Here is a 15,656-nt window from a genome sequence, read left to right as displayed (position 1 = left end):
GCGCTTCATCAAAACCTCTAATTACGAAAGATTACACGCATGAAACCTCAGGTGGTCTTCGATAAAGCTGGCGATAAAGTAGTAGCTATGATCATAGCCCTCCTGCATACGCAGGATCAGCGGATAAGCTTTCTCCTCGGCCACGGCAATCAATGCCTGAGGTGTTAACTGCTCCTCGAGAAAATTATCGCTGCTGCCTTGGTCAATTAAAATTGGCAGATCGCAACTGGCTTCTTTCATCAATTCACAGGCATCATAGGCCTGCCAGTCATCACGATTCTTACCCAGGTACTGGGTAAAAGCTTTGTGTCCCCAGGGGCAATTCATCGGGTTAACGATAGGACTAAAGGCAGAGATAGACCGATAGCGCTCAGGATGCTTCAAGCCTATGGTCAAAGCGCCATGACCGCCCATGGAATGACCTGCAATGGCACGCACCTCCGTCACAGGGAAATGGGCTTCGATAAGAGCTGGCAGCTCCTCAACCACATAATCGTACATCTGATAATGCGCCTGCCAAGGCGCCTGGGTCGCATTCAGGTAAAAGCCTGCCCCCTGACCTAAGTCATAGGCGGGATCATCGGCCACCTCCATTCCTCTTGGGCTGGTATCCGGCGCAACGATAGCCATACCTAACTCGGCGGCGATACGCAAAGCGCCCGCCTTTTGCATGAAATTCTCATCCGTGCAGGTGAGCCCTGAGAGCCAGTAGAGCACTGGCACCTTTTGCTCACTGGCCTGGGGCGGCAGATAGATGGCAAAGCGCATTGGGCAGTTAAGCGTACTCGACTGATGCTGATACTGCTTATGCCAACCACCAAAGCTTTTGTTACTACTGATATTTTCTATGGTCATTGTCTCATCCCTAAAGGGCGCTACGACTAACAGCGCCACATCCTGCTTTATCGGTTAAAGTGCACCACAGAGCGGATACTCTTACCCTCATGCATAAGATCGAAAGCCGTGTTGATCTCCTCAAGTGCCATGGTATGGGTAATAAAGTCGCTCAGTTTAAACTCACCACGCAGATACTTTTCGACAATCTCTGGCAGCTCTGAACGCCCTTTGACACCGCCAAAGGCACTGCCACGCCAAACACGCCCGGTGACCAGCTGGAACGGACGGGTCGAGATCTCTTGGCCTGCACCTGCAACACCTATGATCACTGACTCACCCCACCCCTTATGACAACACTCAAGGGCTGAGCGCATCACATCGACGTTACCGATACATTCAAATGAGTAATCAACGCCACCATCGGTTAACTCGACAATCACTTCCTGAATCGGCTTGTCATAATCCTTCGGATTAATGCAATCGGTCGCACCTAACTGACGTGCCAGTTCAAATTTGCTCTCGTTGATGTCGATGGCAATGATACGCGTGGCGCCCGCCATGGTCGCGCCTATGATGGCAGATAAACCTATACCGCCTATGCCGAAGATAGCAACGCTGGCCCCCGGCTCTACTTTTGCTGTATTGAGCACCGCACCCATGCCTGTGGTCACGCCACACCCCAGCAGGCAGACCTCTTCCAGTGGCGCCTCAGGGTTCACCTTGGCCAGTGAAATTTCAGGTAGTACTGTGTATTCGGAGAAGGTTGAGCAGCCCATGTAGTGGAAGATCGGCTGACCATCTTTATAGAAACGAGTGGTGCCATCTGGCATCAACCCCTTACCTTGGGTCTCACGGATCTTTTGACACAGGTTCGTTTTGCCCGACTTACAGAACTTACATTCGCCGCACTCAGGGGTATAGAGAGGAATAACATGATCCCCCACAGCGACACTGGTGACACCTTCGCCGACGGCCTCAACGATACCGCCACCCTCGTGGCCCAAGATCGCGGGAAAGACACCTTCAGGATCATCACCCGACAGCGTGAATGCATCGGTATGGCAAACACCTGTCGCCACTATCTTAACCAAGACTTCACCCGCCTTGGGATACATGACATCCACTTCTTCTACCGACAGAGGTTGACCTGGACCCCAGGCGATTGCTGCCTTAGATTTAATAAATTTGTCTGTCATCTCGCTTGCTCCATTAACTGTTTCTGTCTGCCCACTTCAATGTAGTCGCTGGCCATTGGCTTGTCGTGCCAGCAGTTGCATCGCAGTGAATTTGATTACTTGCCTCTATTTTATTTATTTCTCATAAGATGATAATCTGCATTTTAAGCAAATCATTTTTACCAACTGGTAATAATAAAGGACCATCTATGCAAGAATGGGAGGGGGTCAGCGAATTTGTAGCGGTCGCCGAAACCGAAAGCTTCACCCAGGCAGGGAAGCGACTGGGGATCTCTACCGCCCAGGTGAGTCGTCAAATCGGCGCACTGGAACAGAGACTAAATACTAAGTTACTGTACCGCACCACGCGTAAGGTCTCGATGACAGAAGAAGGTAATCTCTACTACCGCCATTGCCGTCAGGTGCTTGATGGTCTGGATGAAGCCGAACGCGCACTTAGCAGTTTAAAGGGCCTGCCCCAGGGCTTACTGCGCATGACAGCCCCGGTTGCATATGGCGAAAAATATATTCTACCCGTCGTCAACGATTTCCTATTAGCCTATCCCAGTGTCGAGGTGGATATCGAACTCACCAACCGTCAGGTCAAGCTAATCGATGCAGGCATAGATCTGGCAATCCGCATCGGCAAACTCGCCGATTCCAGCCTGATGGCCAGACGTGTGAGTCAGCGGATCAACTATGTTTGTGCATCGCCCGATTATCTTAAGCGCTTCGGTGAACCCCATAGCCTGTCAGAACTCAGTCAGCACAACTGCCTGCAGGGTAACTATGACTATTGGCGTTTCATCGAGCAGGGACGAGAGCGTCAAGTCAAAATAAAGGGCAACCTGCGCTGTAATACGGGCCATGGATTAAGGGATGCGGCGCTCAAAGGCCTAGGGCTAGTGCAGCTGCCAAACTACTATGTCGGTCAGGATCTTAAAGTGGGACGTTTGGTGTCTGTGCTCAACGCCTATCAGGAACCTAACGAAGGCGTCTGGGCCCTCTATCCGCAAAATCGCCACCTCTCCCCTAAGGTCAAGCTGATGGTCGAATTTCTCAGCGAGAAGCTCCCTTAATCTTTAGACTCGGGTTAATCGCTAAAGAGCGGCTTAAAATGCAGTGAAAACAACAAAAACGCCGCCTCCACTCTAGATGAAGGTGCGTTTTTATCTATTGAACTAAATCTGGCCTATACCACAGGCCAATATTTAGGTACTGGCGGCGAGCAAACGCTGATAGAGGACATCTTTCAGCTCAGCCCTTTCATGCTTCAGCTGATTCATGGCGCTATCGTCAATAGGCGCATCATTTAACTCTAAGGTTCGGATCTCTTTATCGAGTGCGCTGTACTTTTTGTTGTCTGTGGCGAACCCTTCATCGGATTCAGTCAATTTGAGGATCAAGTCTTGATAATCTGGAAAGTCGTTAACGAGCGAGTGGTTTTCACCGAGCATAAGGCCCCCTTTATTTGAGCAGATAAATGGATCTAAATTATGCCTTGTTGATAAATGTAGCACGCCATCACGCTCCCGATCAGTATTCACCTCACAAAATACTGCAAAGAGTTGATAAATTGAGTTTTAACCCGCTGTTTAATGAGGTTTACAGTGATGATTCTATCCGCGGCAGACTATCTGAAATGCTCCATCATGCGGTAGTAAAGCATCCCGAGTGCCATACCTTGATTACCCAGCCAATCGCCTACTGGCAAGCGGATCTGCTTCATGCTCGCAAATAGATCAAACTCGGCTAGCTGCCCACGTACCGCCTGACTCATGATTTCACCCATGATATGAGAGGTCGCCACGCCGTGGCCAGAATACCCCTGACAGTAAAACAGATGCTCTGAGACCTTACCAAGCTGTGGAATGCGATTAACCACGATACCTGCCATGCCGGTCCAGTCGAACTCTATCTCGACCCCTTTGAGGCGTGGGAAGGTGCGTTCTATCGCCGGACGTAACTCGGCGGCGACATTTTTTGAATCCCGCCCTGAATAGTTGGTGCCGCCACCAAACATCAGTCGGTTGTCGGCGGTCATGCGATAATAGTCGAGCACGAAGCGGCTATCGTATACGGCTATGTCATGGGGATTAAGCTGCCTGGCCAATTGTGGGTCTAGCTTCACTGTGGCGCAATTACCCAGTGATGCGGGAAACAGCATACCGCTCAACTTACGCCGCGCCAGTTTATGATAAGCATTGCCCGCAAGTACCGCGCAGTTGGCAGTAATTCTGCCTTTATCCGTTGTGACCGTCACTCGCTTGTCATCACGAATATCGAGCACCTGTGAGGCTTCGAAAATTAAGGCGCCGTTGGCCTCGGCGGCCCTCGCCTCGCCGATGCAGAGGTTGACCGAGTGCAGATGCATGTTACGGCGATTCAATAAGCCACCATGATACAGCGGCGTGTCCAGATAGTCGGGAATGTCGGCCTTACTCAGCAAAGTTAGCTCATCCCCCATGCCCCTTCTGAGCCCCTCTTCATAGGTAGCCTGCATCTCGGCCATATGAGCCGGCTTATAGGCTGTGTGCAGATGACCAAACTTGAGATCGCAATCTATCTGATATTTCTCGACCCGCTTCTTGATGATCTCATGGCCACGCCAACGCAGGTTCCAGACAAACTCTTCCGCTTCTTGGCCGATACGATTGCGGAGCTGTTTTACCATAGCGTTATCGCCAGAAAGACTGCCGGTTACCTGGCCACCATTGCGTCCGGTCGCCCCCCAGCCCACCTTATTGGCCTCGACGACTGCGACTTTAATCCCTTGCTCTGCCAACTCCAGGGCTGTTGCCACCCCGGTAAATCCAGCACCAATGATCACCACATCAACATCAACCTCCCCCTCCAAAGCAGGGTACTGTGTCTCTTGTTTGATGGTAGCGTTATAGTATGAGTTACAACGGGGTAATGGCATCTGGCTTTCCTTAGTTGATCAATTAGTTGCGCAGCTTACAGCTGCTTTGTTTTATATTTTTTACAACATGTTTGATATTCGAGTATACCTAGGTGCAAACTTAGGTCAACTAAATAAAGTCAGAGAAAACAGTGAGCGGTTAGCGCTGGCTAATACAGCGCTAAATAGTGACTATCAATCCAATAACCAACAAACGTAACAAGCACAAATGGAGTTGATTTAAAGTAAGGCCGATGTGGCTTTCACCCCCTTACCTAACCAAGCACCGAAAGCCAAATACAGAAAGGCAAACACAGAAAGGCAAGCACAAAAAGCCAAACACAGAAAAATCTTTTCCCCGTTTCATACAGACAAATATGATTTGGTTAAATTTGTTTATTGCGCCAGCCAGCTGTGACTGATCAGCAGCCTATCATCTTGATAAAGGCTCAATGTAAAACACTCGCCAGCAACAATCTGCCCTACCCCTTTAGGCGTGCCCGTCATCAGGATATCGCCATCCTCAAGCTGCATGAAAGTGCCTAACTCAGCTAAAATAGCACCAGGCTGATTAATCATCATAGTCACATCACCAGACTGACGTAGCTCCCCATCGACAGCTAAACGAAACGATAAGGAAGCCAACTCCCCACTCAAAGGCACAAACTCGCTAAAGAGTGCCGCGCCGTCAAAGGCCTTCGCTCGCTCCCAAGGGAGTCCCTTGGCCTTCAGTTGACTCTGTAACTGGCGTTTGGTGAGATCTAAGCCGACACCGACCGCCTCAAATCGACCCGCCTTCACCATGAGGCAGAGTTCGGCCTCATAATGCAGTGGCTCCTGATGCACACTTAATAAGGTGTCTGAAATCGCCGAGTTGGGCTTAACAAACAACACCATATCGTCTGGGATCTCGTTGTTGAGTTCCTTAATATGCTCGACATAATTTCGCCCGACGCAGACTATCTTGCTCGGTGTCACGTGTTGCTCTAAATATTTAACCGAACGCAATCTTCACTCCTTCGCTGTTAATTTAGATAATTTTTACTTCACTAAGCTGGATATCAGCGCTCGCAGCGCTGCGGGTTTAACCATCTTAGCCATATAGTGATAGCCACGCAGCTGCACATCGTCCACCAAATCCTTGCGGGTATTAGCGGTGATCAAGATCCCCGGAAGATGCTCGCCATACAGAGCCCGGATCCCATCCATGGCATCAACCCCATTTTGGCCATTATCCAAGTGGTAATCGGCGAGCACAATATCTGGGGCAACCCCTTTCAAACCCAGCTTGATACGAGCATCGGCCAGATCACTGGCGCAGATCACTTCACACTGCCAACGACTGAGTAAGCTTTCCAAGCCTGCAAGGATTGCCTCTTCGTTATCGATACAAAGCACCTTGACGCCTGCAAGCGGTTGCATGACAGGATTAGCCTTCTTGGGTAGTGCCACCTTGGTTTTTTCACCCAAGGGGACGGTAATGGAAAACATTGAACCCTGCCCTAATTTGGACACCACGCGTATATCATGATCCAGCACCCTGGCAATGCGATCGGCAATAGCAAGACCTAACCCTAGACCGCTAACGCTCTTACTTTGAGGATTATCCAATCGTTTAAACTCTTTAAAGATCTCCCCAACCTCCTGCTCGTCGATGCCACAACCTGTGTCGATCACTTGGATCTCCAGTCCGCCGGCTCGGTGACGACACCCCAGCAATACCCGATTCCCCTTGGCATAGCGGTAGGCGTTGGTTAGAAAGTTCTGCAGCACACGCCTGAGCAAGCTGAGATCTGAGCTGATGATGCTTGAGCTGGCCACCATGGAAAACTTGATACCATAATCCTTGGCCATCGCATCAAACTCCACCGCTAACCCCTCTAGCAATTCGGCCACCGAGAAATCGCGTCGATTCACTTCCACCATGCCCGAATCCAGCTTGGAGATATCCAAGAGATCGGTCAGCAGCTCGCCAGCTATCTTGAGAGAGCTATTAACATGAGACAGTGTGGTGCGCCCCTCCTGGTCCAGATTCGGATATTGTGCCAATGAGGCGGTAAACAGACGAGCGGCATTTAGAGGTTGCATCAGGTCGTGGCCAACAGCAGCCAAAAAACGGCTCTTAGAAGCATTGGCATTCTCTTCCTGCGCCTTAGCCTCTAGCAACTCACTATTTAATAGCGCCAGCTCATAGGTACGCTCTTTTACCCTGGCCTCCAGGGTTTCGTTAACCTCCTGCAGCGCCTTAGCATGTTCACGATACTGGGTGATGTCGGTAAAAGTCATCACAAAACCGCCGCTGGGCATAGGATTGCCCTGAATCTTAATCACCTTGCCATCCTGGCGCTCGCGCTCAGACACGTGAGCCGTACCATTACGCATATGTTGCACCCGCTTGGCTACCTGCTCCTCCACATCGCCCGGGCCGCAATAACCACGCTCAGCATTGAAACGCACCACATCAGCTATCGGCATCCCCGTTTGCAGGAAATCTTCCGGGTAGTCATACAGCTCAACATACTTGTAGTTCCACGCAACCAGATTCAGGTCTTTATCCACCACGCTCATCCCTTCGTAAGCGTGCTCTATCGCGCCTCTGAGCATATCCTGACTCAAAATGATCTTAGAGGAAGCCTCATCCACCAGGCTGAACACCTCATCAAGCGCCAAATCGCGCCCTTGCAGCACTGAATCCATCACCAAAGAGGCGCTGGATCCCCCCAAGACGCCAGCCAACATATGCTCGGTATGGGCGATCAGCTCAGGCGAAGCGACCTTATGCCAACTGTCACTGCGCACCGCTTCATCGGAAAAACGTGAAAAACTCTCATAGGCGCGTGTCGGGCTGACAAAGCGGCTAGCCAAGATCAGCAGATCTTGCTGTGAGATAGGGCTTGCCTTACGGTTACTGGTGTTTTTCAGCTCACCTGGTGTCACGAAGGCACTGGCCTGGATCCGCTCTGCCACACCGGCACGAAACCAGATGGAACCCAGCACATAACACGCTAGATTGGCCAGCAGCGCGGTGAGAATATCACGCACATTAGGATTGATACTTTCAAGCAGTGCCAGTTCACCACCAAAAACCCCCTGACTATCGCTTATTCCCTGCACGAGTATGTAACACCAGAGACTGAAACCGACGATCAGTCCTAAATAGACTCCACCACGATTACCATACTTCCAGTACATGCCACCGATCAGTGCAGGAGCCAACTGCGCGAAGGCGCCGAAGGAGAGCATGCCGAGCGCGGACAGCGAATCACTGTTCATGAAAGAGAGGTAACTGAAATACCCCAGCCCTAAGATTAAAACGATGGCAATGCGGCGAGCATTTAGTAAAAACTGAGAAAACTGACTGAAGTTCTTCTGACGGATCTTGCCTGAGTGCAACATCAAAGGCACCAGCCATTCGTTACTGACCATAACGCTAATGGTCACCACGGCGACAATCACCATGCCTGTCGCTGCCGAAAGAGTACCCAGCAGCGCAATCACCGCCAGCATAGGCTGATCCAACGCCAAAGGCAGATTGATCACATAGGTATCGGCCGACACACTGTCCCCCAGTATCAACTTACCTGCGAGGGCGAGCGGCGCTACAAACATGCCAAAGAGGATCAGATAAAGCGGAAACAGATACTTGGCCTTTACCAAGGTGGGCTCATCCTTACACTCCACCATCATCACGTGAAACTGACGCGGCATACAAAGAAATGCCGCCATGCCCACCAACAACTGGGGCATCAGATTCTCAAGGCGAAGCTCTGGATGACTAATAAGCTGACGTTCACTTGCCTGCTGCCAGATATCACCAAAGCCATCGAAGAAACCGAAACTTATCACCACGCCGACTAAGAGAAACGCCGCCAATTTGACCAGAGACTCGAAGGCAATAGCCAGCATCATCCCTGGGTTATGCTCTGTGGCATCAAGTTTGCGGGTACCAAACAAGATCGCAAACAAAGCTAAAATGCCGGTCACGATAAGCGAAACCCAAGCGCCATCATAGAGGGCACCCTCGGGCTGGAACAGATTGAGACTAAACACCATCGCCTTAAGCTGCAAAGCGATATAGGGCATGATACCAAACAGGGCAATAAGGGTGACGATAGCGGCAATGGTTTGCGACTTGCCATAACGCGCGGCAATAAAATCAGCCACCGAGGTGATGTTTTGCGCCTTTGAGACAATCACCATCTTACGCAGTAAACCAAACCCAAAGGTAAAGATAAGGATAGGACCAAGAAAAATAGGCAAGAAGGACCAGAGATCCTGCGCCGACTGACCTACAGTGCCGAGAAAGCTCCAGGAGGAGCAATAAACCGCTAAACTTAAACCATAAGTCCAAGTCTGTATTTTCTTAGTGATCCGCCCAAACCAACGCTCTGCTCCCCAAGCCAACAGGAAGAGTAGCGAGACATATAATAGGGCAATCACACCGACAACCAGCGTCAGATTCATAGCAATTCCAATTCTTTTAATTATTCTGCGCTAAATACTAGCTTAAATCTCATGCAAATATAATCACAACAGACTAAAAATTAAGGATATTTTTTTACTAGACCAAGGTCTAATAGAGGTAAAGAGCCTAAGCATTCCATACTTTATCCACGCACAATTAGAAATAAAAGGAAGTCAGATGAGCACCCAGTCTCTCTACAAAGTTCCAAGCGAAATCGCGGCGAATGCCCATATTAATGACGAAAAATATAAAAAAATGTATCAGGAATCAGTGGTTAACCCCGAAGGTTTCTGGAGAGAGCACGGCCAGCGCATCGATTGGATGAAGCCTTTTACCAAGGTAAAGAAAACCTCTTTCGACGACCATAACCTGTCGATTAACTGGTTCTACGATGGCACGCTCAATGCGTCAGTTAACTGTCTCGATCGTCACCTGGCAGACAATGCTGACAAGCTTGCCATCATCTGGGAAGGTGATGATGCAGCAGAGCAACGCACACTCACCTATGGTGAGCTGCACAAAGAAGTATGTAAGTTTGCCAATGCGCTGCGTAGCCAAGGGGTACGTCGCGGTGATGTGGTGACGGTTTACATGCCCATGGTGCCAGAAGCTGCCGTCGTCATGCTAGCTTGTGCTCGCATAGGTGCCATCCACTCTGTGGTCTTTGGTGGTTTCTCGCCAGACTCTATTGCCTCTCGTGTTATCGATGGCAAATCTAAGGTAGTGATCACCGCTGATGAAGGGGTGCGCGGTGGACGTACCATTCCATTAAAAGCCAACATAGATGCGGCACTCTCTCACCCTGACGTCAATTGCGTTGAAAAGGTGATCGTGCTTGAGCGCACAGGCAACCCAGTCAACTGGGTAGAAGGTCGCGACATCAAATGGGATGCACTGATGGAAACCGCATCAGAGCATTGCGTTGCCGAAGAGATGGGTGCTGAAGACCCACTTTTCTTGCTATACACCTCAGGCTCAACCGGTAACCCCAAGGGCGTACTGCACACCACTGGCGGCTACCTGGTCTATGCTTCGATGACTCACGAATATGTGTTTGATTACAAAGAGGGTGAGATCTACTGGTGTACCGCCGATGTGGGTTGGATCACCGGTCACTCATACATGGTCTATGGACCGCTAGCTAATGGCGCGACCATATTGATCCACGAAGGTATTCCTAACTACCCAAGCCCTGCTCGTATGGGTGAGATGATCGACCGCCATAAGGTCAACATCCTGTATACCGCACCCACCTTGATTCGCGCCCTGATGGCCGAAGGTAAAGAACAATTTGATAGCTTCGATGGCAGCTCGCTGCGCATCATGGGTTCGGTCGGTGAGCCGATTAACCCTGAAGCTTGGCGCTGGTACCATGAAGTGATCGGCCATGAAAACTGTCCTATCGTAGATACCTGGTGGCAAACCGAAACCGGTGGCATCTTAATTTCGCCACTACCAGGCGCCACAGACACTAAGCCAGGCTCGGCTACTCGCCCATTCTTCGGCGTACAACCTGCACTGGTGGACAACATGGGTAACATCATCGACGGCGCTGCCGAGGGTAACTTAGTGATCCTCGACTCTTGGCCTGGGCAGATGCGCACCGTGTATGGTGATCATGACAGATTTGCTCTGACCTACTTCAAGACATTCCGCGGCATGTACTTCACCGGTGACGGTGCTCGCCGTGATGAAGATGGCTACTACTGGATCACGGGTCGCGTCGACGACGTGATTAACGTATCGGGCCACCGTCTGGGTACAGCCGAAGTTGAGAGTGCGCTGGTAGCACATGAACATGTCGCCGAAGCTGCTGTCGTGGGCTACCCTCACGACATCAAGGGCCAAGGTATCTATGCCTATGTCACCTTGACTAAGGGCACTCAAGAGAGCGAAGAACTGCGTCAAGAACTGCGTCAGTGGGTGAGAAAAGAGATTGGCGCCCTGGCGACGCCGGATCTCATCCAATGGGCTGGCGGTCTGCCTAAGACACGTTCAGGCAAGATCATGCGCCGCTTCCTGCGTAAGATCGCCGCTAACGAAGTGACTAATCTGGGTGATGCATCGACACTGGCCGATCCAGCGGTGATCGACACCCTTATCGAGACACGTCTCAATCGCAGCGAATAAACGCTCAATAGACTAAATTCTCTCTTCTAGCCCCTCTTTGAGGGGCTTTTTTTATATTTCTCCCCTAGCCGCTACAAATCTACACTGCTATCCTGACTGCCCCAATCACAGATCACGTAGCCGTTTTGCAACTTAGAGACTACCAACGCCAGGCCGTCGACGCCGCCATCAATCATTTTAAGCGCAGCGATGAGTCAGCCCTCCTGGTACTCCCAACCGGTGCAGGGAAGAGTATCGTCATCGCCGAATTGGCTCGCATTGCCAAGGGGCGCACCCTAGTGCTTACCCATGTCAAAGAACTGGTAGCGCAAAATGCCGAGAAGGTTGGTTTACTGACCGAGGAGGCCAGTATCTTTTCCGCTGGCCTTAAACAGAAATCCACCCGCAACAAGACAGTGGTTGCCAGCATCCAATCGGCAGTGCGTAATCCCGAACAGTTTAACCAGCCCTACTCTTTAGTGATCATCGACGAATGCCACCGCGTCTCCAACGAGAAAGAGAGCCAGTATCAGCAGCTTCTTAACCATCTCAAGGCACAGAACCCGAAACTCAGGTTATTAGGTCTAACGGCTACCCCCTATCGTCTTGGCAGTGGTTGGATCTACCGCTATCACTATCATGGCAAAGTCGGAAATACTGAGCAGCCAGTGTTTGAACACTGCATTTTTGAACTGCCGATGCGCCCGCTCATTAAACAGGGATTTCTGACGCCCCCCAAGGTGCTTGACGGCCTATCTGCCCAGTATGACTTTAGTGAGCTCTCACCCAGTGCCAATGGCGAATATAGCGAGACCGAAGTTGATTCCCTGCTAAACCACGCCGGACGCGCCACAAAGGCGATTGTGGAACAGATAAGGCAACTGACCAACACCCGAGCAGGCACCATCATCTTCGCGGCGACCGTGCGTCATGCGCAGGAGATCATGACGCTGCTCGACAGCCCCCAGGCAGGGCTTATCACAGCCGATACGCCAAGCCAGGAGCGCGATGCCATCATCGACGCCTTTAAACGTCGGGAGCTCAGCTATCTGGTCAATGTGGCCGTACTGACCACAGGCTTTGACGCCCCCCATGTGGACCTTATCGCCATCTTAAGACCCACGGCTTCAGTGAGCCTGTTCCAGCAGATGGTTGGTCGGGGCCTGAGGATCTGTGAAGGCAAGCGGGACTGCTTAGTGATCGACTATGCCGCCAATGGCTTCGACCTCTTCTTCCCCGAAGTAGGCCGTCCCAAGCCCGACAGTAAGAGCGTGCCGGTACAGGTTCCCTGCCCCGTCTGCGGCTTTGCAAACATCTTCTGGGGACTGGTAGATAATGATGGCGATATCATCGAACATTTTGGCCGGCGCTGTCAGGCAACAGTTGCAGGGCCTGATGGCAAGCAGCAGTGTGACTTTCGTTTTCGCGCTAAGGCTTGCCCTGAATGCGGTGAAGAAAATGACATTGCCGCTAAGGTATGTCAGCACTGCCAGTCGACATTAATCGACCCAGATAAGCGCCTTAAAGAGGTACTGCAACAGAAACATCATCATCTGTTCCGATGCCAGGAAATGCTTTTTGAGGCCGATAACGACCGACTTAAGGTGCGTTACCTGGATATCGAGGGTAACGATTTCTCCTGTTATTTTAATTTTGCTACCAAGGCACAAATTCGGGCTTTTTACGGCGTATTTGTGCATCAACATATACGCACCCCAGGCCAGAAACAGCCCTCATTTAACAAGCCAGAGCAGGTAGTCGCCGCGCGGGAGCTTTTCCGAATACCGGATCTTTTGTTGTTGAAAAAAGGTAAGCGAGGCTGGGAGTTGGTTGAGCGTTTCTTCGACTATCGTGGGCGATTCGACAGCCAGCATAAGTTTGTATGATCTGGCATATGCAAACCTCGTTGCCCTGTGGTATAAAGTCAGCAACATTTACTTCTGGAGCGAATATGTTTGTTGTAATTTTCGGCCGCCCAGGCTGCCCTTACTGCGTTAGAGCGGTACAACTGTCAGAACAACTGGTTGAATCCCGTGATGATTTTAAGTTTAAGTATGTCGATATTCATGCAGAGGGTATCACCAAGGCCGATCTGGAAAAGACGGTAGGTAAGCCAGTTGAAACTGTGCCGCAGATCTTCATCGATCAGGAGCACATTGGTGGTTGCACCGAATTTGAACAATATGTTCGCGATAACAATTTGCTATGATTGATAAAAAAGGAGGCTAAGCCTCCTTTTTTTATTTTAACGTCACGTCCTAAAGGACATATTTCACCGAGAAGATAACGCGGTTTAATTCACCCTTATCGCCATTTTGCTTAGTGTTTTCCGCATACATATACTCCACCCCAACCGTCATAGGTTTCACAGGCGAATAGAGCAAGTTAATGTAGCCAGAATAGGACTCTTCATTCACCAGACCACCGGTCAATGCCACATCATTGTCCGCCTTAAAGCCAGATAGGGTAAAGCTGGAGCGCCATTTATCATTCCACCAATGACGGTACGAGGCAAAACCGCCATAGGAGCTGATGGTCTCAATATCGCCATCGGCATCCAATACGCCCGCATTGGCATAGTTAAGCGCCATATAACGCCCCATGCCATCACCAGCAGTTGCCGACAGTTTAAAATCATCATCACCAATCGGGATCACCCCAGTAAAGCTGACACCGTAACCCATGGTTTGAGAGTCAATATCACCCTTGTCAAGATTCAACTGGCGTGCCAGACCCGCCAAGGTAAACTTAGAGCCACCTTGGGTGTTAAAGTTATAACGCACAACAAAATCTGGCACCATGCCGCTACCGCTGGTTATACGACCGCCACCACCGTTAGGCGTTACTGTGGTTTCAGGGTTTTCTAAGGCAAACTGGAATCCACCATTGGTATATCTCACCTGAGTCTGACGCACGAAAGGCGTGCCATCTGCCGCACCAACAAAGTCTAAGTTTTCTGGCAATGCGCCTGGATTTTGGAAGGTCGTCCAGGTCTGGCCCACGGTCCAATTGTCAAAGCTCACAAAGGCGTGACGAATACGTGGCGAGTAACTGTTAGATACTCTCTCGTTACCATCTGTATGCGTCATGAAGTCTAATTCGATGAATCCAGTCAGCTTGTGACCATCAAGATCTGTTACTGTCTTAAAATTAAAGCGAGACTCTCTCGCTTGAAAATCAACAACTTGCTCGCCATTCCCAGGTGTTCCATAGATAGTGCCTGGTACATAAAATTGGCGAGAAAGATTGCCCGAGTCTGGTGCCCCATTGCTGTAATCACTAAACATGACATCGGCTTTTACATAGCCACCAAACTTAAATTCAGTCTCGGCCATCGCAGCACTGGAACCTAGCGCCAGTATAGTTGCTGCAGCTGCCACAGACATTTTTGCGTGTTTCATCTGTCCTCTCCCTTTTTCATTATTATCGCAATGAATATGACGGAGTTAACAAACAAGTAACATTAGCAAAACGTCTATAAGACAAAGGTCGAACAGCCAAGGCTAATATTCGAGAAAAAGCTAGTGAATTAGTCTAGGTTGAGCGAAGTACAATCTAATCGTCAAAACGAGTCAGCAAATAATACGACGTAATAAACCGACTAATGCTTAGCGGCAATAAACATGGATCAACGAAGTTATAAATATTTTAAGAAAAAAACTAAAGCGAGGAAAAAAGTCGTGGATCGTGAAGGATTCGAACCTTCGACCAATGTGGATTAAAAAGTAAAGCCAACAGCTTCTTTACTTAAAGCACATCCAATGAGTTATTAGATCACTAATATTGGGTCACTGCTATTTGAACTGTGGCTAGTTAACCGAAATCGACAACAAATAATAAGGAGTTCAACAAAATCAGGGATGATTGGAGAAGTGGTGGGGCGTAAAGGCTTCGAACCTTCGACCAATGTGGATTAAAAAGTAAAGCCAACTGCCTCTTTGCCTAAAGAGCATCGACTGAGCTAACAACTTTCTAAATTATCAGAAGAACTTAACACTTAGAGGAAGTGGTGGGTCGTGAAGGATTCGAACCTTCGACCAATGTGGATTAAAAAGTAAAGCCAACTGCCTCTTTGCCTAAAGAGCATCGACTGAGCTAACAACTTTCTAAATTATCAGAAAAACTTAACACTTAGAGGAAGTGGTGGGTCGTGAAGGATTCGAACCTT

Annotated in this window: 11 protein-coding genes; 4 read left to right on the top strand and 7 right to left on the bottom strand. The window is 49.9% G+C overall.

Features of this window, described 5'->3' with window-relative positions:
* Nucleotides 1–21: 21 nt before the first annotated feature.
* Together fghA and NY07_RS17790 are read right to left on the bottom strand one after the other, a co-directional pair.
* Nucleotides 22–855 (bottom strand): S-formylglutathione hydrolase, encoded by an 834-nt coding sequence (fghA, locus tag NY07_RS17795; RefSeq protein ID WP_033540712.1) that lies wholly within the window; start codon nt 853–855, stop codon nt 22–24.
* Between the two features lie 47 nt (nt 856–902).
* Complete coding sequence (locus tag NY07_RS17790; RefSeq protein WP_033540711.1) at nt 903–2,033, bottom strand: S-(hydroxymethyl)glutathione dehydrogenase/class III alcohol dehydrogenase; 1,131 nt, start codon at nt 2,031–2,033, stop codon at nt 903–905.
* 188 nt (nt 2,034–2,221) lie between these two features.
* Here NY07_RS17790 and NY07_RS17785 point away from each other — a divergent pair, with 188 nt between their 5' ends.
* The gene (locus NY07_RS17785) at nt 2,222–3,091 is read left to right on the top strand and encodes a LysR substrate-binding domain-containing protein (protein WP_033540710.1); all 870 of its coding nucleotides are present in this window, start codon (nt 2,222–2,224) and stop codon (nt 3,089–3,091) included.
* Nucleotides 3,092–3,223: 132 nt separating this feature from the next.
* Here the strand turns inward: NY07_RS17785 and NY07_RS17780 are convergent, their stop codons facing one another.
* From NY07_RS17780 to NY07_RS17765, 4 genes are all read right to left on the bottom strand, one after another.
* Nucleotides 3,224–3,469 carry a YdcH family protein gene (locus tag NY07_RS17780; RefSeq protein WP_033540709.1) on the bottom strand — a complete coding sequence of 82 codons (246 nt, stop codon included), beginning with the start codon at nt 3,467–3,469 and terminating at the stop codon, nt 3,224–3,226.
* A 176-nt stretch (nt 3,470–3,645) separates the two neighbouring features.
* Nucleotides 3,646–4,935, bottom strand: coding sequence for an NAD(P)/FAD-dependent oxidoreductase (locus NY07_RS17775; RefSeq protein WP_033540708.1), 1,290 nt, complete (start codon nt 4,933–4,935; stop codon nt 3,646–3,648).
* 375 nt (nt 4,936–5,310) lie between these two features.
* A complete protein-coding gene (locus tag NY07_RS17770; RefSeq protein ID WP_033540707.1) occupies nt 5,311–5,922 on the bottom strand; it encodes a fumarylacetoacetate hydrolase family protein in 612 nt (203 codons plus the stop codon).
* Nucleotides 5,923–5,955: 33 nt separating this feature from the next.
* Nucleotides 5,956–9,378, bottom strand: coding sequence for a hybrid sensor histidine kinase/response regulator (locus NY07_RS17765; RefSeq protein ID WP_033540706.1), 3,423 nt, complete (start codon nt 9,376–9,378; stop codon nt 5,956–5,958).
* A gap of 178 nt (nt 9,379–9,556) precedes the next feature.
* Here NY07_RS17765 and acs point away from each other — a divergent pair, with 178 nt between their 5' ends.
* The 3 genes from acs (at nt 9,557) to NY07_RS17750 (ending at nt 13,697) form a co-directional block, all read left to right on the top strand.
* Nucleotides 9,557–11,509, top strand: coding sequence for an acetate--CoA ligase (acs, locus tag NY07_RS17760; protein WP_033540705.1), 1,953 nt, complete (start codon nt 9,557–9,559; stop codon nt 11,507–11,509).
* A 125-nt stretch (nt 11,510–11,634) separates the two neighbouring features.
* Nucleotides 11,635–13,374, top strand: coding sequence for a DEAD/DEAH box helicase (locus NY07_RS17755; RefSeq protein ID WP_052125888.1), 1,740 nt, complete (start codon nt 11,635–11,637; stop codon nt 13,372–13,374).
* A 65-nt stretch (nt 13,375–13,439) separates the two neighbouring features.
* The gene (locus NY07_RS17750; RefSeq protein ID WP_011865330.1) at nt 13,440–13,697 is read left to right on the top strand and encodes a GrxA family glutaredoxin; all 258 of its coding nucleotides are present in this window, start codon (nt 13,440–13,442) and stop codon (nt 13,695–13,697) included.
* A gap of 49 nt (nt 13,698–13,746) precedes the next feature.
* Here the strand turns inward: NY07_RS17750 and NY07_RS17745 are convergent, their stop codons facing one another.
* Complete coding sequence (locus tag NY07_RS17745; RefSeq protein ID WP_033540703.1) at nt 13,747–14,889, bottom strand: DcaP family trimeric outer membrane transporter; 1,143 nt, start codon at nt 14,887–14,889, stop codon at nt 13,747–13,749.
* Between the last annotated feature and the right edge of the window lie 767 nt (nt 14,890–15,656).

Origin of the sequence: Shewanella sp. ECSMB14101 (genome assembly GCF_000773485.1) — a bacterium.
In the GTDB taxonomy this organism is placed as follows: Bacteria; Pseudomonadota; Gammaproteobacteria; order Enterobacterales; family Shewanellaceae; genus Shewanella; species Shewanella marisflavi.
Note: the sequence above shows the minus strand (reverse complement) of the source record. Positions and strands in the feature narration are given on the sequence as shown.